Annotated in this window: 16 protein-coding genes; 12 read left to right on the forward strand and 4 right to left on the reverse strand. The window is 70.6% G+C overall.

The features are described from left to right. Window positions 1-79: 79 nt before the first annotated feature. From ACFY9E_RS27070 to ACFY9E_RS27105, 8 genes are all read left to right on the forward strand, one after another. Window positions 80-1,198 (forward strand): DUF4190 domain-containing protein, encoded by a 1,119-nt coding sequence (locus tag ACFY9E_RS27070; RefSeq protein ID WP_390988255.1) that lies wholly within the window; start codon window positions 80-82, stop codon window positions 1,196-1,198. Between the two features lie 147 nt (window positions 1,199-1,345). Next, a complete protein-coding gene (locus ACFY9E_RS27075; RefSeq protein ID WP_390988257.1) occupies window positions 1,346-2,098 on the forward strand; it encodes a GntR family transcriptional regulator in 753 nt (250 codons plus the stop codon). 341 nt (window positions 2,099-2,439) lie between these two features. Further along, window positions 2,440-2,634, forward strand: coding sequence for an SPOR domain-containing protein (locus ACFY9E_RS27080; protein WP_390988259.1), 195 nt, complete (start codon window positions 2,440-2,442; stop codon window positions 2,632-2,634). 57 nt (window positions 2,635-2,691) lie between these two features. Then, the gene (locus ACFY9E_RS27085) at window positions 2,692-3,147 is read left to right on the forward strand and encodes an NUDIX domain-containing protein (RefSeq protein WP_390988260.1); all 456 of its coding nucleotides are present in this window, start codon (window positions 2,692-2,694) and stop codon (window positions 3,145-3,147) included. 124 nt (window positions 3,148-3,271) lie between these two features. Further along, window positions 3,272-3,715 carry an ATP-binding protein gene (locus tag ACFY9E_RS27090; protein ID WP_390988262.1) on the forward strand — a complete coding sequence of 148 codons (444 nt, stop codon included), beginning with the start codon at window positions 3,272-3,274 and terminating at the stop codon, window positions 3,713-3,715. Window positions 3,716-3,967: 252 nt separating this feature from the next. After that, window positions 3,968-6,604, forward strand: coding sequence for a SpoIIE family protein phosphatase (locus ACFY9E_RS27095; protein WP_390988264.1), 2,637 nt, complete (start codon window positions 3,968-3,970; stop codon window positions 6,602-6,604). Between the two features lie 32 nt (window positions 6,605-6,636). Further along, window positions 6,637-7,215 carry a GNAT family N-acetyltransferase gene (locus ACFY9E_RS27100; protein WP_390988266.1) on the forward strand — a complete coding sequence of 193 codons (579 nt, stop codon included), beginning with the start codon at window positions 6,637-6,639 and terminating at the stop codon, window positions 7,213-7,215. Window positions 7,216-7,283: 68 nt separating this feature from the next. After that, window positions 7,284-8,369, forward strand: coding sequence for a hypothetical protein (locus ACFY9E_RS27105; RefSeq protein WP_390988268.1), 1,086 nt, complete (start codon window positions 7,284-7,286; stop codon window positions 8,367-8,369). Between the two features lie 19 nt (window positions 8,370-8,388). Here the strand turns inward: ACFY9E_RS27105 and ACFY9E_RS27110 are convergent, their stop codons facing one another. Genes ACFY9E_RS27110 through ACFY9E_RS27125 form a run of 4 tightly spaced genes read right to left on the reverse strand, consistent with a single transcriptional unit; the run spans window position 8,389 to window position 12,305 of the window. Further along, window positions 8,389-9,165, reverse strand: coding sequence for a succinate dehydrogenase/fumarate reductase iron-sulfur subunit (locus ACFY9E_RS27110; RefSeq protein WP_390988269.1), 777 nt, complete (start codon window positions 9,163-9,165; stop codon window positions 8,389-8,391). Beyond that, window positions 9,162-11,102: a fumarate reductase/succinate dehydrogenase flavoprotein subunit gene (locus ACFY9E_RS27115; RefSeq protein ID WP_390988271.1), complete on the reverse strand. Its 1,941-nt coding sequence runs from the start codon at window positions 11,100-11,102 to the stop codon at window positions 9,162-9,164. Before ACFY9E_RS27115 ends, ACFY9E_RS27110 begins: the two co-directional genes overlap by 4 nt. Window positions 11,103-11,120: 18 nt before the next feature. Continuing rightward, window positions 11,121-11,957, reverse strand: coding sequence for a hypothetical protein (locus tag ACFY9E_RS27120; RefSeq protein ID WP_390988272.1), 837 nt, complete (start codon window positions 11,955-11,957; stop codon window positions 11,121-11,123). Between the two features lie 57 nt (window positions 11,958-12,014). After that, entirely contained in the window at window positions 12,015-12,305 is a 291-nt protein-coding gene (locus tag ACFY9E_RS27125) for a hypothetical protein (RefSeq protein ID WP_390988274.1), read from the reverse strand. A gap of 288 nt (window positions 12,306-12,593) precedes the next feature. On the opposite strand from ACFY9E_RS27125, the gene ACFY9E_RS27130 reads away from it, so the two are divergent. The 4 genes from ACFY9E_RS27130 (at window position 12,594) to ACFY9E_RS27145 (ending at window position 19,926) form a co-directional block, all read left to right on the forward strand. Beyond that, window positions 12,594-14,777, forward strand: a complete 2,184-nt coding sequence (locus ACFY9E_RS27130) for an ABC transporter substrate-binding protein (RefSeq protein WP_390988275.1) — start codon at window positions 12,594-12,596, stop codon at window positions 14,775-14,777. Between the two features lie 113 nt (window positions 14,778-14,890). After that, the gene (locus ACFY9E_RS27135) at window positions 14,891-15,568 is read left to right on the forward strand and encodes a hypothetical protein (RefSeq protein ID WP_390988277.1); all 678 of its coding nucleotides are present in this window, start codon (window positions 14,891-14,893) and stop codon (window positions 15,566-15,568) included. A 179-nt stretch (window positions 15,569-15,747) separates the two neighbouring features. Further along, window positions 15,748-17,655 (forward strand): translational GTPase TypA, encoded by a 1,908-nt coding sequence (gene typA / locus ACFY9E_RS27140; RefSeq protein WP_390988278.1) that lies wholly within the window; start codon window positions 15,748-15,750, stop codon window positions 17,653-17,655. 630 nt (window positions 17,656-18,285) lie between these two features. Then, window positions 18,286-19,926, forward strand: coding sequence for an ABC transporter substrate-binding protein (locus ACFY9E_RS27145; protein WP_390988280.1), 1,641 nt, complete (start codon window positions 18,286-18,288; stop codon window positions 19,924-19,926). Window positions 19,927-20,002: the final 76 nt, after the last annotated feature.

A 20,002-nucleotide genomic window follows, 5' to 3' on the forward strand; every position in this document is an offset into this window, starting at 1 on the left:
CGCTTACGATGCGCCTCAGCCGTTCGTCGATCACGGACGGCCGCTCTCTCCCGCCGCCTCAGCCAGGAGCACCGTACCCGTGTCGATACCCCCGCCCCCCGGGAGCGAGCACCCCCAGGGCCCGTACGGCCCGTCCCCCGCCGGCCGGCCGCAGGTCCACCGCCCCTACGGCAGCCCGGTTTCCGTCAACGCGCTCGCCGTCGCCGCTCTCGTGCTCGGTGTGCTCTGCTTCCTGCCCGCCGCCGGGCTCGTGCTGGGGCTGATCGCGCTGCGGCAGATCCGGAGGTCCGGGCAGAGCGGGCGGGGCATGGCGATCGCCGGCGTGGTCCTGTCGGCCGTCGGGATCGTGCTGTGGGCGGTGGTGCTGTCCAGCGGGGCCGTGTCCAAGGCCTGGGAGGGGTTCAAGGACGGCGCGCGGGGCAACGAGAGCCTGTCGCTGCAGAAGGGCGACTGCTTCGACGCGCCCCGCGGGCTGGAGAGCGACACCTACGACGTCGACCGGGTGCCCTGCGAGGGCGGACACGACGGCGAGGTGTTCGCGGTCGTCACGCTGCCCGGCGGCGCCTTCCCGGGCGACACCAGGATCACCGACCTCGCCGACGAGAAGTGCTACGCCCTCCAGGACCAGTACGCGATGGACACCTGGGCGATGCCGGCCGACGTCGACGTGTACTACCTGATGCCGTCCCGGGACAGCTGGCGCTACGGCGACCGCGCGATCACCTGTCTCTTCGGCGGCACCGGGACCGGCAGCGAGCTGACCGGCTCCCTGCGCGGCGACCCCACCACCCTCGACACCGACCAGGTCGTCTTCCTGTCGACGGCCAACGCTCTCGACGCGGCGCTCTACGAGGAGCCCGGGAAGACCCCCGAGGAGGACCTCGCCGCGCACCGGGCCTGGGCCACCGAGGTCCACGACGTGCTCGGCGAGCAGCTCGGGGCCCTGCGCGCGCACCCCTGGCCGTCCGGTGCCCGCAGGCCCGTCGCCGAGCTGGTCGACGACCTGGAGGACGCCAGGGAGGAGTGGAAGAGGGCGAGCGCCGCCGACGACGTGGACACCTACTACGCGCACTACGACAAGGCGTACCGGCCCGTGGACGGACCGGCGACCGTCACGGCGCGCAAGGCCCTCGGACTGGCGGCGACCCCGCCGGCCTCCGAGGAGGGCGAGCGGCCGGACCCCGACGCGCAGGTGTGACGGCGGCTATAGCGGGGAGAAAGTGCCTGCGTAAAGCCTTCAGGGCCCCCATGTCATCACATCGAGTGATTCTCTGGCCTTTGCTTGCACCGCACAACCTACGGTTGCCACGCTGTTGCTGTCTGTACAACCTGATGGGAGCGGCCAGTGACATTCGGTGAGCAGCCGGCGTACCTGCGCGTCGCGGGTGATCTCCGCCAGAAGATCGTCGACGGTCAGCTGCCACCCCACACCCGTCTCCCCTCCCAGGCCAGAATCCGCCAGGAGTACGGGGTCTCGGACACCGTCGCGCTGGAGGCCCGCAAGGTGCTCATGGCGGAAGGCCTGGTGGAGGGCCGCTCCGGCTCGGGCACCTATGTGCGCGAGCGGCCGGTGCCCCGGCGCATCTCCCGCTCCGGCTTCCGCCCGACCGGCGGGGCCACCGCGTTCCGCCAGGAGCAGGCCGACGGCGAGGGGCGCGGCACCTGGGAGTCCAGCAGCGAGCAGTCCGAGGCGAGCGTCGCGGTCGCCGAGCGGCTGGGCATCGAGCCGGGCGAGCGGGTCATGTGCACGAGATATCTCTACCGCGAGGGCGGTGAGGCGATGATGCTCTCCACGTCCTGGGAACCCCTCGCCGTGACGGGGCGTACGCCCGTGATGCTGCCGGAGGAGGGGCCGGTCGGCGGCATGGGCGTCGTCGAGCGCATGCGTGCCATCGACGTGATCGTGGACAACGTCACGGAGGAGGTCGGCGCCCGGCCCGGCCTCGCCGAGGAACTGCTCGTCCTGGGCGGCGTCCCGGGGCACGTGGTCCTGGTCATCCAGCGCACGTTCTACGCCTCCGGCCGCCCGGTGGAGACGGCCGACGTGGTCATCCCGGCCGATCGGTACCGGGTCGCCTACCACCTTCCGGTCAAGTAGCGAACGCTCACATCCGCCCCGCGGTGCGCTCCCCGCGCGCCCCGCTCACAGAATCTCCATGCGGCCCGACGCGGGCCGGGGTCGTGCGCCTCCCGTGGCCGGCTGTCGTTCACGCAGGTCGAGGTGCGTGTATGCGGTATGCCTCCGCCTGATTGCGCCGAGGTGCGCGAACGGCGCGTTCATGGGCGTGCGCCCCCTGCGTTCTGGCTGGTTGCGTACCTCTTTGTGAAAAGCCGTATTCGCTGCGTAAAGGTTAGGCGTAGGGTCGGGCATATGCGCATTGCGGTTTCCTTGGCGGGTGGGGCACGGCACAGGCCGCGGGTGGGAAGTGGAGGGGCGCGATGAACGACAGCACGGTCACTCTGCCCTGGCTCGTGATACGAGAAGACGACAACGGCAACCGCTACCGAGTGGGCCGGTACGCGACCCGGGCCGAGGCCCAGAAGATCGCGGACAGCCTCGACGGTCGCGGCCACAAGCAGCTGTACTGGGTCGAGCGGCTCGGTCAGAGCGGGTCGGCCGTGGTGCACGACTGACTGCCGCCGTCCCGTGGAGGGCCCTGGCGGCCGGCGAGGCTCCCGTAGGCTCCCCGCATGAGTGAGCGGATCGTCGTAGCTGCCGCACTGGTCGAGGACGGCCGGCTGCTGGCCGCCCGGCGCAGCGCCCCCGCCGAGCTGGCCGGGCGCTGGGAGCTGCCCGGCGGCAAGGTCGAGCCCGGGGAGGCGGCCGACGCGGCGCTCGTGCGGGAGCTGCGCGAGGAACTCGGCGTCGACGCCGAGGCGGGCGGGCGCGTCCCGGGGGAGTGGCCCCTGAGACCGCCGTACGTCCTGCAGGTGTGGACCGCCCGACTGCGGCCCGGCTCCGCCGCTCCCGCGCCCCTGGAGGACCACGACGAGCTGCGCTGGCTCGGTCCCCACGAGATCTGGGACGTGCACTGGCTCGACCAGGACGTCCCGGCCGTACGGCAGGCCCTCGCGCACCTGGGAGTCGCGGAAGACCTCGCATCCGGCCCCTCTGTCTCCGGCGGACCGCAAGAGCCCGGCGCCTGAAGCCGGCCGGGGGCGCGCGGCCTCGACACCGTGCTGTACGGGCGCTCCTTACGCCGTTCGTGCCACAGCGCGCCGCTCCGCGCGGTACTCCGCCCCGGATATCGGGTATGTGCCCATTAACCCCATGAAACCGGACATGGGCGGGGCTCCTGCCTGGGAAGTGATCGGCGTGATCGACACCGAAGGTGACTGCGCCGGGTGGACCTTTCCCGCCGAGCCGGGCGCCGTGCGCACCGCCCGGCAGGCCGTTCGCGGCCAACTCCGCGCCTGGGGCCTCGACAGCCTCGCGGATCTCGCGGCACTGCTGGTCAGCGAGCTGGTCACGAACGCCCTGCGGCACGCCACCGGCCCCATCGGAGTCCGTCTGGTCCGCCCCTCCGGCCTCGGCACCGTCCTCCTGGTCGAGGTCTCCGACCCGCTGCCGGACCCGCCCCGCGAGCGCGCCGCCCGCCCCGAGGACGAGAGTGGCCGCGGACTGCACCTGGTGGCGTCCTCCTCCCGCCGCTGGGGCACCCGGCCGGGCGTCACGGGCAAGACGGTGTGGTTCGAACTCGCGCTGCCGGAGTGAAAATCCGGTGTACGTACGTCTTACCGCTGTAGAGCGATTGGTTCAGGCCAGTGGCGGTTGCCGGCCGACGGGATTCGACGACGTGTCCCCTGGTTAGAAGACTGGAAGTGTTGTCACGGTCCGGACCGAAAACCATCGGGACCGTGCTGTGATCGTGAACACCGTGTTGTGCGGCACCGTAGTGCTGGATACTGCGGGCAGCCGCCCCCGGTGACCGGTGCCGGGCGCGGTGAGCTGGAGGGGACGGTTCGCGTGAGCGAGATACCAGCGAAGGCCACGGAGTCCGAGGACCCGTCGGCGGGCGCGAGGGCGAGGGCCGTCGACGGCCTGGCCTCCGCGGTGGGAGGTGCGCTCGCTGCCGACGGGGTGCGCTCCGGGGACGCCATGTGGCAGAGCAGTCCCCCCGGATCCATCTACGACTACATCAAGGTCGCGTCCTTCTCCATCGGCCCCGACGGGCTGGTCGAGCAGTGGAGCCTGCGTGCCGAGCACCTCTTCGGCATCTCCGCCGACAAGGCCGTCGGCATGGACCCCATCGAGGCGTTCATCGACCCGCGCCACCGCGAGCGCGGCATGCGCAAGATGGCCGAGATCCTCGACGGCCGCGAGTGGACCGGCGTGGTGCCCTTCCGGATGCCGAAGGGCGTCGAGGGGGAGTGCGGCCACGAAGGGCTCGCCGAGGTGTACGTCATGCCGACGCGCACCGAGGAGGGCGACAAGGCGGCCGTCTGCATCGTCGTCGACGTGCGCACCCTGCGCAGCATCGAGACCGACCTCGCCGCCTCGCAGGCTATTTTCAGTCAATCCCCGTTCGGTTTCCTGCTGATCGACCCCGACCTGCGGGTCCGCCGCGCCAACCAGCGGTTCGCGTCCATCTTCGGCGGCACGCCCGACGACCACCGCGGCAAGGGTGTCCACGACTACCTCCAGCGCGGTGAGGCCGAGCGGGTCGCCGCGACCCTGCGCCGCGTGCTGGAGAGCGGCAACTCCATCACGGACATGCACGTCACCGGTTTCGTGCCGGGCTCCGACGAGCGCCGTCACTGGTCCGTCAACCTCTACCGCGTGCACAGCGGTTCGGGCCGCCCCATCGGTATCGCCTGGCTCGGCACCGACATCACCGCCCGGCGCGCCGCCGCCCGCGAGGCGGCCGCCGCCCGGCGCAATCTCGCCCTGCTGAACGACGCGGGCGCCCGCATCGGCAACTCCCTCGACCTGGAGACCACCGCCCGCCAGCTCCTCGACGTCGTCGTCCCCGGCTTCTGCGACCTGGCCACCGTCGACCTCTACCAGGGCCTGCTGGTCGGCGACGAGACCCCGCCCGGGCTCGCCGACGGCAGCGGCGAACTGCGCCGCGTGGCCTTCGCCAGCGCCGTGTCCGACGAGCCCTTCGCCGGCACCGGCGTGCCCGTCGCGGTCGGTGCCGTCCACCACTACCCGTTCAACTCGCCCTGCGCGGACGCCCTGCGCACGGCCCGCCCCCAGACCGTCCCGGGCGAGGACGGCGGGCTGGTGCAGTCCACGCTCGCCGTGCCGATGGTCGCCCACGACACCGTCGTAGGACTCGTGCAGTTCGCCCGCACGAAGGGCAGCGAGCCGTTCGGCGACCGGGACCGGGACCTGGCCGTCGAACTCGCCGCCCGTGCCGCGGTCTGCATCGACAACGCCCGCCTCTACCGGCGTGAGCACGAACGCGCGTTGATACTGCAACGGTCCCTGCTCCCGCCCGGCGACCCGGAGGCCTCCGGCCTCGACATCGCCTGCCGCTATCTGCCCGGCAACGTCAACACCGGCCGGCCCAGCGAGGTCGGCGGGGACTGGTTCGACGTCATCGAACTCCCCGGGCACCGCACCGCGCTGGTCGTCGGCGACGTCATGGGCCGCGGCCTGCGCGCCGCCGTCGCCATGGGAGAACTCCGCACGGCGGTCCGCACCCTGGCCCAGCTCGACCTGGAACCGGCCGAGGTGCTCTCCCAGCTGGACGAGATCGCCCGCGGCCTCGGCGCCCCCGGTGGCGTGCAGCAGGCGACCCGGGCGGCCCGCCGCCCCCGGGAGGCGGACCTCTCGGAGGTGTACCTCGCCACCTGCGTCTACGCCGTCTACGACTCCGTCACCCGGCGCTGCACCTTCGCCAACGCGGGCCATCTGCCGCCCGTCCTGGTCGAGCCGGGCGAGCCGGCGCTGATGCTCGACGTGCCGCCGGGCATGCCGCTCGGTGTCGGCGGCGAGCCCTTCGAGGAGGTCGAGGTCGAACTCCCCGAAGGCGCCCTGCTCGCGCTCTACACGGATGGGCTGGTCGAAAGCCGCGATCACCCGCTGGACGAGGGCTTGCAAGCGTTCGTCAGCGCGCTCTCCGACCCGACCCAGCCGCTGGAGGACGTCTGCGACCACGTCCTCAACACCCTCGACACCCATCACGGCGAGGACGACATCGCGCTGCTGATGGCACGTGTACAGGGGCTGCCCACGGATTCCGTGGGCGACTGGACCCTGCCGCGCGAGCCGCGCAGCGTGGGCCGGGCCCGCGAGTACGCGCGGGCCCAGCTGCTCACCTGGGGCATGGAGCCCCTGGTCGACACCACGGAGCTCCTGGTCAGCGAGCTGGTCACCAACGCCCTGCGCTACGGCGAGGGCGAGATCCGGCTGCGCCTCCTGCTCGACCGCACCCTCGTCTGCGAGGTCTGGGACTCCGGCCTGGTCCAGCCCCGCCGCCGCCGCGCCCGCGACACCGACGAGGGCGGCCGGGGCCTCCAGCTCGTCGGCCTCCTCAGCGCGGCGTGGGGCTCCCGCCGTACGCCCCGGGGCAAGACGGTGTGGTTCGAACTGCCCCTCCCCGGAGGCGACACGAGGCTGACGGACCCGGCGGAGGCACTGCTGAGCCTGTTCTGAGAGCGGGCCGGCCGCCACCGTACGATCGCCCCGTGCCCGACACCACGACCCGGCTTCCGGCCGAGGCGACACCGACGGCCCCTGCCCTGGTCCTGCGCCCCTGGGATCCCGCGGACGCGGCCGGGCTGGCCGCGCTGGGCGGGGACGAGGACTTGCGCCGCTGGACGTCGTTCGCCGTCGACGACGCGTCGAGCGCGGCGCGTTGGCTGCGGGAGCAGCGGCATGGATGGGAGCAGGGCCGCCGCTTCGCGTTCGCCGTCGCGGAGGCCGGCCCCTCCCGTGCCGGTGGGCTGCCGGTCGGCCATGTGGTCCTCAAGGACGTCGTCCCCGGCGGCCCTTCCGCCGAGGTCGGCTACTGGACGGTGGCGCGCGCACGCGGCCGGGGCGTCGCGCCGCGCGCCCTGCGCGCACTGTCCGACTGGGCCTTCACGACCTTCGCCCGCGACGGCCTGACCCGCCTCGTGCTCCGCCACCAGGCCGCCAACACCGCCTCCTGCCGCGTGGCGGAGAAAAGCCGATACGACCTCACCGCCGTCCTGCCGGCCCAGCCGCCGGCCTGGCCCGCGGAGGGTCATCTGCACGTACGGCACCTGGCCGGAAGCCCCGGCTGATCGCAACCGAACGTCCGTGCTGATCGTCCTCCCCGGCGACATCGACCGCACCACCGAGGGGAGACGGCATGGAGCGCACGGAAGCCGGCGACGACGAGAACTCCTCACCACCACAGGCGGATCCCTCGCCCGGCCGGGACAGCGGCACGAGACGCCGGCGCTGGGTCAGACGCACGGCCGTCGCCCTCCCCCTGCTCCTGGTGCTCCCGCTCCTGTCCGTACTGACGGCCCTGCGCATCAACTACATGGGCGACCCGGCCGACGGCACCCACACCCGCGACCGCGACGCCCTCTGGCTGGGCCACGCCTGGGTCGACGGCCGCAAGAAGGACGCCGACGTCACCGCCCTCGCCCGCCGCCTCCAAGGCACCGGCATCCGTGACCTGTACGTCCACTCGGGCCCGCTGGAACACGACGGCACGCTTCCGGAGTCGGTCTACCCGAGGGCCCGCTGGTTCATCGACGCCGTGCACGAGAAACTGCCCGGCGTCCGCGTCCAGGCCTTCCTCGGTGACGTCCTGGCCACCGAGGGCCCCGACGGCATGCGTCTGGACAATGCGGACACCCGTGCCGCCGTCGTCCGCTCCGCCCGCCAGGTCCTGGACACCGGCTACGAGGGCATCCACCTCGACTTGGAGCCCATGCCGTCCGGCGACCGCGACTACCTCGCCCTCCTCGACTCCCTGCGCCGCGAGACGCGCCCCCGTGACGCGCAGCTCTCCGTCGCCGCCCACCAGATCGACCCGCTCCCGGCCCTGCACACCGTGTTCGGCCTCTTCACCGAACACCCCAAGTGGTGGTCGCAGGAGTTCTTCGGCCAGGTCGCCCGCCGCGTCGACCAGATCGCCGTGATGTCGTACGACACCGCCCAGCCGCTGGAGAGCACCTACGGCGGCTACGTCGCCCAGCAGACCTCCCTCGCCCTGGAGGTCACCCCGCCCTCCACCGACCTGCTGATGGGCCTGCCCTTCTACTGGGAGAGCAACTTCGACCACTGGGGCCACGCCGAGACCGTGCCCGCGGCGGTCCGGGGCGTTCGTCTGGGCCTGTCCCGCACGGACGCGGACCGGGCCCGTTTCGGCGTCGCGCTGTACATCGATTTCGCCGCCACCGAGGCCGACTGGCGTTCCTACAAGGAGGACTGGGTGCGGTGACCGGGCCCGGGCCGTCCTCTCAGCCCGCCGAGGAGCGCCTGCGGATCTTCGAGCCCAGCCACACCAGCGGGTCGTACTTGCGGTCGACCGCCCGTTCCTTCAGGGGGATCAGGGCGTTGTCCGTGATCTTGATGCCCTCGGGGCAGACCTCCGTGCAGCACTTGGTGATGTTGCAGTAGCCCAGGCCGTGCTCGTCCTGGGCGGTGGTCTTGCGGTCCAGGCCCGACTCCGCCGCCGCGTCCAGCGGATGCATGTCCAGCTCCGCGACCCGCATCAGGAAACGGGGCCCGGCGAACGCCTGCTTGTTCTCCTCGTGGTCACGGACCACATGGCAGGTGTCCTGGCACAGGAAGCACTCGATGCACTTGCGGAACTCCTGCGGCCGGTCCACGTCCTCCTGCATCATGCGGTACTCGCCCGGGGCGAGCCCGGCCGGCGGGACGAAGGACGGGACCTCTCTCGCCTTCTCGTAGTTGAAGCCGACATCGGTGACCAGGTCGCGGACGACCGGGAACGCCCGCAGCGGCGTCACCGTGATCGTCTCCTCACGCTCGAAGACCGACATGCGCGTCATGCACATCAGCCGTGGCCGGCCGTTGACCTCCGCCGAGCAGGAACCGCACTTGCCGGCCTTGCAGTTCCAGCGCACGGCGAGGTCGGGCGCCTGGGTGGCCTGGAGACGGTGGATGATGTCGAGCACCACCTCACCCTCGTTGACCTCGACCTCGAAGTCCTCCAGGCCGCCGCCGCCCACGTCTCCGCGCCACACCTTGAAGTGGGCCGTATAGCCGCTCATTCGTAGAGCTCCTCTTCGGAGAGGTACTTGACCAGCTCCTCCTTGTCGAACAGGGCGAGCAGGTCGGCACGGACGGGTTCGGTGGTCTCGCGGGTGAGGGCGATCTGGCCGCGGACCGGGTCCGTCGCCGCCAGGCCGCCCGTCGGGTCGGTGAGCGCGCACAGCAGGTTGATCCGGCGCCACTCGCGGTCCATGCCCGGATGGTCCTCACGCGTGTGACCGCCGCGTGACTCGGTGCGCTCCAGCGCTGCCCGCGCCACGCACTCGCTGACCAGCAGCATGTTCCTGAGGTCCAAGGCGAGGTGCCAGCCCGGGTTGAACTGCCGGTGCCCCTCGACCCCGGCCCGGCGCGCCCGGACCCGCAGCTCGGCCAGCTTCCGCAGGGCCTGCTCCATCTCGGGCTCGCGGCGGATGATGCCGACCAGGTCGTTCATCGTCTGCTGGAGTTCCTGGTGGAGGGTGTAGGGGTTCTCCGGCGGTCCGCCCGCCGGTTCCTCGATCTCCGCCTCGGCCGAGAAGGGCCGCAGGGCCTCGGCCGCGGCGGCATCGATCTGGACGTCGTCCACGACGGGCCGCGCCCCGGCCAGCCCCGCAGCGTATTCGGCGGCGTGCCAGCCCGCCCGGCGGCCGAACACCAGCAGGTCGGACAGGGAATTGCCGCCGAGCCGGTTGGAGCCGTGCATGCCGCCGGCGACCTCACCGGCCGCGTACAGCCCGGGCACCCCGCGCGCCGCCGCCGTGTCGGACTCGACCGCGACCCCGCCCATCACGTAGTGGCAGGTGGGCCCGACCTCCATCGCCTCGGCCGTGATGTCGACGTCCGCCAGCTCCTTGAACTGGTGGTACATCGACGGCAGCCGGCGCTTGATGACCTCGGCGGGCATCCGGGTCGACACGTCGAGGAACACGCCCCCGTGCGGGGAGCCGCGCCCCTCCTTCACCTCGGTGTTGATCGCCCGCGCGACCTCGTCGCGGGGGAGCAGCTCGGGCGGGCGCCGGTTGTGGTCCGGATCGTCGTACCAGCGGTCGCCCTCCTCCTCCGTCTCGGCGTACTTGTCCTTGAAGACGTCGGGGATGTAGTCGAACATGAACCGCTTGCCGTCGGAGTTGCGCAGCACACCGCCGTCGCCGCGCACCGACTCGGTGACGAGGATGCCCTTCACCGACGGCGGCCAGACCATGCCGGTCGGGTGGAACTGCACGAACTCCATGTTCAGCAGGGGAGCGCCCGCGAGGAGGGCCAGCGCGTGGCCGTCGCCGGTGTACTCCCACGAGTTCGACGTCACCTTGAAGGACTTGCCGATGCCGCCGGTGGCGATCACCACGGCGGGTGCCTCCAGCACGAAGAAGCGGCCCGACTCGCGCTCGTAGCCGAAGACGCCGGACACGCGCCCCTCCTCCTTGAGGACGCGCGTGACCGTGCACTCCTGGAAGACCTTCAGCCGGGACTCGTAGTCGCCGGTCTCGCGGAAGTCCTCCTGCTGGAGCGAGACGATCTTCTGCTGGAGGGTGCGGATCAGTTCCAGACCCGTGCGGTCTCCGACGTGCGCGAGGCGCGGGTACTCGTGGCCGCCGAAGTTGCGCTGGGAGATCCGGCCGTCCTCGGTGCGGTCGAACAGCGCTCCCCAGGTCTCCAGCTCCCACACCCGCTGCGGCGCCTCCTGCGCGTGCAGCTCGGCCATCCGCCACTGGTTGAGGAACTTCCCGCCGCGCATGGTGTCGCGGAAGTGCACCTGCCAGGTGTCGCCGCTGTTGACGTTGGCCATCGCGGCGGCGATGCCGCCCTCCGCCATCACCGTGTGCGCCTTGCCGAACAGCGACTTGCAGATCACGGCCGTACGGGCGCCCCGCTCGCGGGCCTCGACGGCGGCGCGCAGCCCGGCACCGCCCGCGCCCACCACGACGACGTCCCATTCCTGCCGGTCGACCACGGACATCGATAAGGCCCCATCCCTCTAGAAGAAGCGCGGATCGTCGAAGGCGCCGGACGCGACCAGGTAGACGTAGAAGTCGGCGAGCGCCACGCTCACCAGCGACGCCCAGGCCAGCTGCATGTGCCGGGCGTTGAGCTTCCCCGCCCACTGCCACATCCGGTAGCGCACGGGGTGTTTCGAGAAGTGCTTGAGCTTGCCGCCGACGATGTGCCGGCAGGAGTGGCAGGAGATCGTGTACGCCCAGATCAGCACGATGTTGACCAGGAACACGAGCGTGCCGAGGCCCATGTGGCCCCACGCGTAGGTCTCGTCGCGGAAGGCCAGCACGGTGTCGTAGGTCAGGATCCCGGCCACCACGATCGCGGCGTAGAAGAAGTACCGGTGGATGTTCTGCAGGATCAGCGGGAAGCGGGTCTCACCGGTGTACTTCTTGTGCGGCTCGGCGACCGCGCAGGCCGGCGGGGACGCCCAGAAGCCCCGGTAGTAGGCCTTGCGGTAGTAGTAGCAGGTCAGGCGGAAGCCGAGCGGGAAGATCAGGATGATGATCGCGGGCGAGACGCCCCACCAGCTCCCGAAGATCTCCCAGTTCGGTCCGGACCTCATCGGCTCGCACCGCTCCGCCAGGCAGGGGGAGTAGAAGGGCGAGACGTAGGGCGCCGCGTAGTAGTCGGCGTCGGCGAAGGCCCGCCAGGTCGAGTAGACGATGAACGCGAGCAGGCCCGCGGCCGTGCCGGCCGGGGCCAGCCACCAGCGGTCGGTGCGCAGGTGCGGGGCGGCGATCGCGGCGCGCGTACCGCCCCGCACGCCGCCGCTCGGGTGATGGGGTTCGGTGGCGGGGGGTTCCGTACCAGTGGCCACGTGACGACTCCGGTCGGGTTCGGGGGAGGTGCCGGTCGCGCTCGACTCCTCCCCGGGTCAGGGAGCGCGCCGGTCCCGGGCGCCGAGCCCCTCGTCGTCCGAGTCGCTCCACAGGGCGGAGTCGTACGGCGTGTCGGAGATGGTGACCAGCTCGGGGCGCTTCGGCGCGGCCGGTGACGCGGCGGCGTCGCGCAGCAGGGCGACGCTCTCGCGCAGGTGGTTGGCGTCGGCACGGACGCGGCGCATCTCCAGGCCGCCGGTGCCGAGCTGCTTCTCCAGGCGTCCCAGCGAGCGGAACACCTCGTCGAGATTGCGCTGGACTGACGTCAGTTCGTCGTGAACGGACATGACTTGCCCTCACTTCCGCGGGTCCTTCATGGCCCAAGGCGGCAACGTTCATGCGCCTGCGAGTGTTGCGCGTCACACCTTGTGCTGTGAAGGGATGTGCATCGATTGGCCGAGGCGTGTGGGTGCACCCTGCGGTGCGTTGCGCCGCACGGGTGGCTTCCCGCCCGTGGCCGCCGTGTCGCCCTGTGTTGCCGAACCCTTTCCTCTTCAGTGGCGGCATACATCAGATGAACTCCAAATACCGCCAAAAGTGATCATAACGCCCGCGGCTTCCCGGAGGTAGCACAGATGTCCCAGCACGGTGTCGGCCCGCGTGCGGTCACGCGCTCGGTCGCCTTCCTCACCGCGGGCGTGCTCGCGGTGCCCGCGCTCGCCGGATGCGGCTCGGACGACCCGTCCGGCAAGCCGCTCGCCGGGCAGGACATCCAGCCCGCCCCCCGCGACCGGATCGCCGACGGCGGCACCCTGCGCTGGGCCGTCGACTCCGTGCCGGACACCCTGAACACGTTCCAGTCGGACGCCGACGCCACCACCACCCGCGTCGCCCAGGCCGTCCTGCCGTCGATGTTCCGCATGAACGCCTCCGGCCGCCCGGAGCGCAACCCCGACTACCTGGAGTCCGCCGAGGTCGTCGACACCGAGCCCAAGCAGGTCGTGCTGTACAAGCTCAACCAGCAGGCCGTCTGGAGCGACGGCCGGGAGATCGGCGCCGACGACTTCGCCGCCCAGTGGCGTGCCCTGTCCGGCAAGGACACCGCCTACTGGACCGCCCGCAACGCCGGCTACGAACGCATCCAGAAGATCGAGCGCGGCGACAGCGCCCTGGAGGTCCGGGTCACCTTCAGCCGCCCCTACGCGGACTGGCGCTCGCTGTTCTCGCCGCTGTACCCGAAGGACGTCATGGGCACCCCGGACTCCTTCAACGACGGGGCCCGCAAGAAGCTCAAGGTCACGGCCGGGCCCTTCACGGTGCAGGAGGTCGACCGCGACGACGAGCGCGTCACCCTCACCCGCAACCCGCGCTGGTGGGGCGAGCCCGCCAAGCTCTCCGAAATCGAGCTGCGCACCGTCCCGCGCGACAAGCGGGCCGCCGAGCTGGCCGCCGGCACCCTCGACCTGGCCGAGATCGACCCCTCCGCGGCCCGCCGCATCACCGTCGCCGCCCGCCCGCACAGTTCCACCAGCCCGCTGATGGGCCCCGGCGCCGACCGGTCCGCCGCGGACTCCCTGCACTCCTGGGCCGTCGCCAACGGCTCCGACGAGGACGCCGCCGGCGAGGAGACCGTCGCCCGCAAGAAGCTGCGCAGGGCGGCTTCCGCGTACGCCCGGCAGCAGCAGACCCTCAGCGGCTTCGAGGTGCGCAAGTCCCTGGAGCCGGCCTACACCCAGCTCGCCCTGAACGGCGCCGAGGGCCCGCTCACCGACGAACGCGTCCGCAGGGCCGTCGCCCGCGCCCTGGACCGCAAGGAGCTGGCCAAGGCCGTCCTCGGACCCCTCGGCCTGCCCGCCGTCCCGGTCGGCAGCCACCTGGCCCTGTCCGGCCAGGCCGCCTACGCCGACAACAGCGGCGCCCTCGGCGGCCAGGACACCAAGGAGGCCCAGGCGCTGCTCGCGGACGCCGGGTGGGTGCGCGGCGGCCCGGTCAAGGAGCAGAAGAAGAAGGAGAAGGCGGCCGGCTCCGAGGGAGAGAAGGCCGACGGCGACTCCGGGGAGAAGCGGGACGACGACGGCACGTACGTCGTCGGCGAGGACAACAAGGCGCACCGCGGACCGGACCCCGCCGGCCACCTCGCCCAGGACGGCAAGCAGTACAAGCCGCATCAGGGCGGCGTGCCCGGCGCGTACGCCCCCCAGGGCACCGCCGCCCCGGCGAACCAGGAGGCCGCCCGGCTCGCCAAGAACGGCAAGCCCCTCACACTCCGCTTCGTCCTCCCCTCCGGGCCCGGCTCCCGGACGCTGCGCACGGTCGCGGACCGCATCTCCCGCATGCTGGAGCGCGTGGGCATCGGCACGGAGATCTCCAAGGTCTCCGACGAGTCCTACTTCAAGGACCACATCGCCTCCGGCCAGTACGACCTCGCCCTGTACTCCTGGCCCGCCACGGCGTTCCCCGCCACCGACGCCCGGCCCGTCTACGCCAAGCCCGTCCCGGCCGCCGACGGCTCGCTGAACGTCGAGCAGAACTACACGCGGGTCGGCACCGACCAGGTCGACCAGCTCTTCGACGAGGCCGTGGCCACCCTCGACGAGGACGAGTCCCGCTCCCTGATCCGCAAGGCCGACTCCCGCATCTGGGCCGCGGCCGGCTCGATCCCCCTCTTCCAGCGCCCGCAGCTCCTGGCGGCCCGCAAGAACCTGGTCAACACCGGGGCCTTCGGCTTCGGCACACCGGTCTACGAGGACATGGGCTTCCTGAAGAAGGGCGCGAAGCCGGCGTCCGGCCCCTCCGTGAAGGGCTCGGCCGCCCCGTAGCTCTGGGAACGCTCAAACGCCTTGCCGTCCCCCGCCCGGCGTCCGCACCATGAGACCAGCAGCGATCATGGTGCGGACGCCGGGCGTCCGTGCACGGGGGACAGGAGCCGGTCATGCGCGGCACGGTACGACGGACCCGCACGGCCGGGCTGGTCATCGGGGTGCTGGTGACGGGACTGACGGCCTGCACGGGGGGTGCGGGCGACGACAAGGCCGACAAGGGCCGTACGACCGACAGGCCCGTGGCGACGGCCTGCGCGAACGGCACCTTCACCTGGTCCCGCCTCACCGAGCGGGACCGGCTGACCGGCGTCTCCGACCCCGAGCGGCTCGGCGAGGGCGGCGGCGCCCTCCAGAACCCGATGCGGCGGGTGTACACCCCCCGCCCCTCGGTACGCGCCGACGGACCGGCCCCGTCCCCCGCGGAGGTCCTCTTCTCGCTCGGCAAGAAGATCGGCGAGATCGACTCCGAGGCGCGCACCCTGGCGGAGGCGGGCGGCGACACCTGGTCGTTCACCGACGTCCGGCTCCCGGCTCCGGAGCTCGACACGGACCGCGTCGTGCCCCACGCGGCGGGCGAGTTCATCCAGTACGCCGGTGTGAAGGAGGTGGCGGCGCACTTCCGCTACACCTGCCCCGACGGCAGGACGGTCTCGGGCCACGCCCGGAACTGGACGGTCGACATGTCAGGCCTGACCGGCTGCGACGAGCGCCCCGACTCGCCCCTGGCCCGGGAGGTGGCCCGGCGCTCCTGCGACGAGACGGCACCGACGAGCCCGTCCGGCGCTTGAGAACAAGGCTGTTCAGCACCTCTCAAACCGGCCCTGACCTGCGCCGACGTATCCCGGCTAACCTCCACGGCCGCAGCCCCGTACCATGGGGTGAGGCCGTGGCATGTTGAGCCCGGCAGGGCCCGCGCACCACCGATGTACGCGCAGGGCATTCCTCACACTCCGGGAGTACGCCTTTTATGGCCACGCGCCACGACATCCGCAACGTCGCCATCGTCGCCCACGTCGACCACGGCAAGACCACCATCGTCGACGGCATGCTGAAGCAGGCCGGCGCCTTCGCCGCGCACCAGCTCGACTCGGTCGACGACCGCATGATGGACTCGAACGACCTGGAGCGTGAGAAGGGCATCACGATCCTGGCCAAGAACACGGCGGTGAAGTACCACCCGAAGGACGGGGGGGACGTCATCACCATCAACATCATCGACACCCCCGGCCACGCCGACTTCGGCGGCGAGGTGGAGCGCGGTCTGTCGATGGTCGACGGCGTCGTCCTGCTCGTGGACGCTTCGGAGGGCCCGCTCCCGCAGACCCGCTTCGTGCTGCGCAAGGCGCTCCAGCAGCGGCTGCCCGTCATCCTGTGCATCAACAAGACGGACCGCCCGGACTCCCGGATCGACGAGGTCGTCAACGAGACGTACGACCTCTTCCTCGACCTGGACGCCGACGAGGAGCAGATCGAGTTCCCGATCGTCTACGCCTGCGGCCGTGACGGCATCGCCTCGCTGACCAAGCCGGAGAACGGCACGGTCCCGGCCGACTCCACCAGCCTGGAGCCGTTCTTCTCCACGATCCTGGAGCACATCCCGGCCCCGACCTACGACGAGGCCGCCCCGCTCCAGGCCCACGTCACCAACCTGGACGCCGACAACTTCCTCGGCCGTATCGCGCTGCTGCGCGTCGAGCAGGGCGAGCTGCGCAAGGGCCAGACGGTCGCGTGGATGAAGCGTGACGGGTCCGTCAGCAGCGTCCGCATCTCCGAGCTGATGATGACCGAGGCGCTCACCCGCAAGCCGGCGGAGATGGCGGGCCCCGGTGACATCTGCGCCGTGGCCGGTATCCCGGACATCATGATCGGCGAGACCCTCGCCGACCCGGAGAACCCGGTCGCGCTGCCGCTGATCACGGTCGACGAGCCCGCGATCTCCATGGTCATCGGCACCAACACCTCCCCGCTGGTCGGCCGTGGCGCCACCGGCAAGGGCGCCGACAACAAGGCGGCCGTCAAGGACCGCAAGGTCACCGCCCGCCAGGTCAAGGACCGCCTCGACCGCGAGCTGATCGGTAACGTCAGCCTCCGGGTGCTGGACACCGAGCGGCCGGACGCCTGGGAGGTGCAGGGCCGTGGTGAGCTGGCGCTGGCCATCCTGGTCGAGACGATGCGCCGTGAGGGCTTCGAGCTGACCATCGGCAAGCCGCAGGTCGTCACCAAGGAGGTCGACGGCAAGGTCTACGAGCCGGTCGAGCGCATGACGATCGACGTGCCCGAGGAGCACATGGGTGCCGTCACGCAGCTCATGGGCGTCCGCAAGGGCCGCATGGACAACATGTCCAACCACGGCTCCGGCTGGGTCCGCATGGAGTTCGTCGTGCCCTCGCGCGGTCTCATCGGCTTCCGGACCGAGTTCCTGACCCAGACCCGCGGCACGGGCATCGGCCACTCCATCCACGAGGGCTTCGAGCCCTGGTTCGGCACGCTCCAGACCCGTAACAACGGCTCCCTGGTCGCCGACCGCTCCGGTGCGGTCACCGCGTTCGCGATGACCAACCTCCAGGAGCGCGGCGTGCTGTTCGTGGAGCCGGGCACCGAGGTGTACGAGGGCATGATCGTCGGCGAGAACTCCCGCGCCGACGACATGGACGTCAACATCACCAAGGAGAAGAAGCTCACCAACATGCGGTCGTCGACGGCCGATGTGACCGAGTCGATCGTCCCGCCGCGCAAGCTGTCGCTGGAGCAGTCCCTGGAGTTCTGCCGGGACGACGAGTGCGTGGAGGTCACCCCGGAGGCCGTGCGCATCCGCAAGGTGAACCTGGACGCCCGCGAGCGCGCCCGCGCCGCGAGCCGCGCCAAGCACGGCTGACGCCCCTGAGACGACACCGGGCACCCCGCATGGGCGGGGTGCCCGGTGCTGTTCGTGGCGCGTGGTCGAAAGGGCGCGTGGTCAAAGGGGAGGGAACGCAAAGGAAAGGGTGAGGGAAAACCCTCGACTTGCCCGCGACAACCGTCGAGGGCGGTCCACTCCCACTACCCTGCTGCGGAAGCGCCACGTCTCCCCGGCTCGGGGAACGCGCAACGGCCTTGCCGCGCAAGCTTCTTGAGCGCGCGACAGACTCCGGTGGCACCCTGCACGGGACCCACGGTACGCCGCAAGCGGTTTATCTCACTCTCGCGTCCGGAATGCGGACAGCCGACACCGATAGATGTGTAACAAGTCCGTTTCGCAGGGATCTTTCACCAAACCCTTTGTCCGGATTTTGGAAGATGTAGGCGAGAGCTGTGATCGAACCGAGACCTCGAGAGTGTGGTTCGGTCCTGGTGTTTGGCAGATAGTTAGGCGCGTAGAGCTCGGATGAACAGGTCACCCGCTTCAGGCGGCGCCGACTCACGAGCGCGGGGGCATTTGACGATTTCCGGCACCGGCGACGGGCTGTGGCGGTGGTCTGTCCTGTGCCCCCTTTGCGGTGAACCAATGACTTCATAGGAGGAACCCATGCGCGGTGCCAAGAGCGCCAAGTGGGTCGCGGGGGCGATAGTCGTCGCTCTGGCCGCCACCGCCTGCGGCGGCGGCGACGACAGTGCCAGCGACGACATGAACAAGGGGAAGGCCGACCCGAACGGCATCGTCACTGCGCAGCTGAGCGAACCTCAGAACCCGCTGCAGCCGGCCAACGCCAAGGAGAGCCAGGGCAGCCGCGTGCTGCGCACGATCTTCTCCGGCCTGGTCGACTACGAGCCCGGCACCGGCAAGCTCGAGTACGTCAACGCCGAGTCGGTCACGCCGAACAAGGACTCGTCCGAGTGGACCGTCAAGCTCAAGCCGGGCTGGAAGTTCCACGACGGCACCCCGGTCACCGCGAAGTCCTACGTGGACTCCTGGAACTGGTCTGCCAACATCAAGAACAACCAGACCAACTCCAGCTGGTTCGCGGACATCGTCGGCTTCGAGGACGTGCACCCGGAGAAGGGTGACCCGAAGAGCGACAAGATGTCGGGTCTGAAGGTCGTCGACGACAACACCTTCACCATCAAGCTGACGCAGCCGGTCTCGTACTTCGCGTACAAGCTGGGCTACGACGTGTGGGCGCCGCTGCCCGAGGCCTTCTTCAAGGACCCGAAGGGCTTCGGCGAGAAGCCGGTCGGCAACGGCCCGTACAAGTTCGTGTCCTGGGAGCACAACAAGCTCATCAAGGTCCGCAAGTTCGCGGACTACAAGGGCCCGAACGTCGCCAAGAACGGCGGCATCGACTTCAAGAACTACACGACCGCCGACGCCGCGTACTCGGACCTGCGCTCGGACAACGTGGACTGGATCGAGCAGGTCCCGACCACCGCGCTGACGAACTACAAGACGGACCTCGGCGACCGTGCCATCGACGAGCCGTACTCGGCCGTCCAGTCGATCGTCCCGGCGTTCTACACCAAGCAGTTCAAGGACATCGACCCCAAGGTCATCCAGGGTCTGTCCATGGCGATCGACCGCCAGACGATCACCAAGACCGTCCTCCAGGGCACGCGCACCCCGGCCGACTCCTACGTCGCCCCCGGCGTCCTCGGCTACAAGAAGGGCGCGCTCGGCGACATCGTCCAGTTCGACCCGGCGAAGGCCAAGAAGCTCATCCAGGAGGGTGGCGGCGTTCCGGGCAACAAGATCCAGATCCAGTACAACGCCGACCAGGACCACAAGCCCTGGGTCGACGCGGTCTGCAACTCGATCCGCAAGTCCACTGGCGTGGAGTGCACCGGCGACCCGAAGCCGACCTTCCAGGCCGACCTCGACGCCCGTGACAAGGACCAGGTCAAGTCCATGTACCGCGGTGGCTGGGTGCTCGACTACCCGGTCAACTCGAACTTCATGCGCGACCTGTACGGCTCCACGGCGGCCGGCAACACCAGCGGCTACTCCAACAAGGAGTTCGACAAGCTGAGCTCCGAGGCGGACAAGGCCAGCTCGATCGACGAGACCGTGAAGCTGTACCAGAACGCGGAGCAGCTCCTCGCGAAGGACATGCCGGCGATTCCGCTCTGGTTCTACAAGGTCAACAGCGGTCAGTCCAAGAACATCCTGGGCAAGATCGAGTACGGCCAGGACGGTGACCCGATCTTCGACACCATCCAGGTCAAGCAGAAGTAACCAGACGACCGCAGACCGGTGCCGCCCCTCCCGCACAAGGGGAGCGGCGGCGCCGGTCCGTAGGCACAGGCCTCCA

Origin of the sequence: Streptomyces sp. NPDC012466 (genome assembly GCF_042955215.1) — a bacterium.
Lineage (GTDB): Bacteria > Actinomycetota > Actinomycetes > Streptomycetales > Streptomycetaceae > Streptomyces.

Coding starts and splice junctions, on each gene's coding strand:
- ACFY9E_RS27080 (WP_390988259.1), top strand. CDS start 2,440: ATGAACGACAGCACGGTCACTCTGCCCTGGCTCGTGATACGAGAAGAC.
- ACFY9E_RS27085 (WP_390988260.1), top strand. CDS start 2,692: ATGAGTGAGCGGATCGTCGTAGCTGCCGCACTGGTCGAGGACGGCCGG.
- ACFY9E_RS27090 (WP_390988262.1), top strand. CDS start 3,272: ATGAAACCGGACATGGGCGGGGCTCCTGCCTGGGAAGTGATCGGCGTG.
- ACFY9E_RS27105 (WP_390988268.1), top strand. CDS start 7,284: ATGGAGCGCACGGAAGCCGGCGACGACGAGAACTCCTCACCACCACAG.
- ACFY9E_RS27110 (WP_390988269.1), bottom strand. CDS start 9,165: ATGAGCGGCTATACGGCCCACTTCAAGGTGTGGCGCGGAGACGTGGGC.
- ACFY9E_RS27115 (WP_390988271.1), bottom strand. CDS start 11,102: ATGTCCGTGGTCGACCGGCAGGAATGGGACGTCGTCGTGGTGGGCGCG.
- ACFY9E_RS27125 (WP_390988274.1), bottom strand. CDS start 12,305: ATGTCCGTTCACGACGAACTGACGTCAGTCCAGCGCAATCTCGACGAG.
- ACFY9E_RS27130 (WP_390988275.1), top strand. CDS start 12,594: ATGTCCCAGCACGGTGTCGGCCCGCGTGCGGTCACGCGCTCGGTCGCC.
- ACFY9E_RS27135 (WP_390988277.1), top strand. CDS start 14,891: ATGCGCGGCACGGTACGACGGACCCGCACGGCCGGGCTGGTCATCGGG.
- typA (WP_390988278.1), top strand. CDS start 15,748: ATGGCCACGCGCCACGACATCCGCAACGTCGCCATCGTCGCCCACGTC.
- ACFY9E_RS27145 (WP_390988280.1), top strand. CDS start 18,286: ATGCGCGGTGCCAAGAGCGCCAAGTGGGTCGCGGGGGCGATAGTCGTC.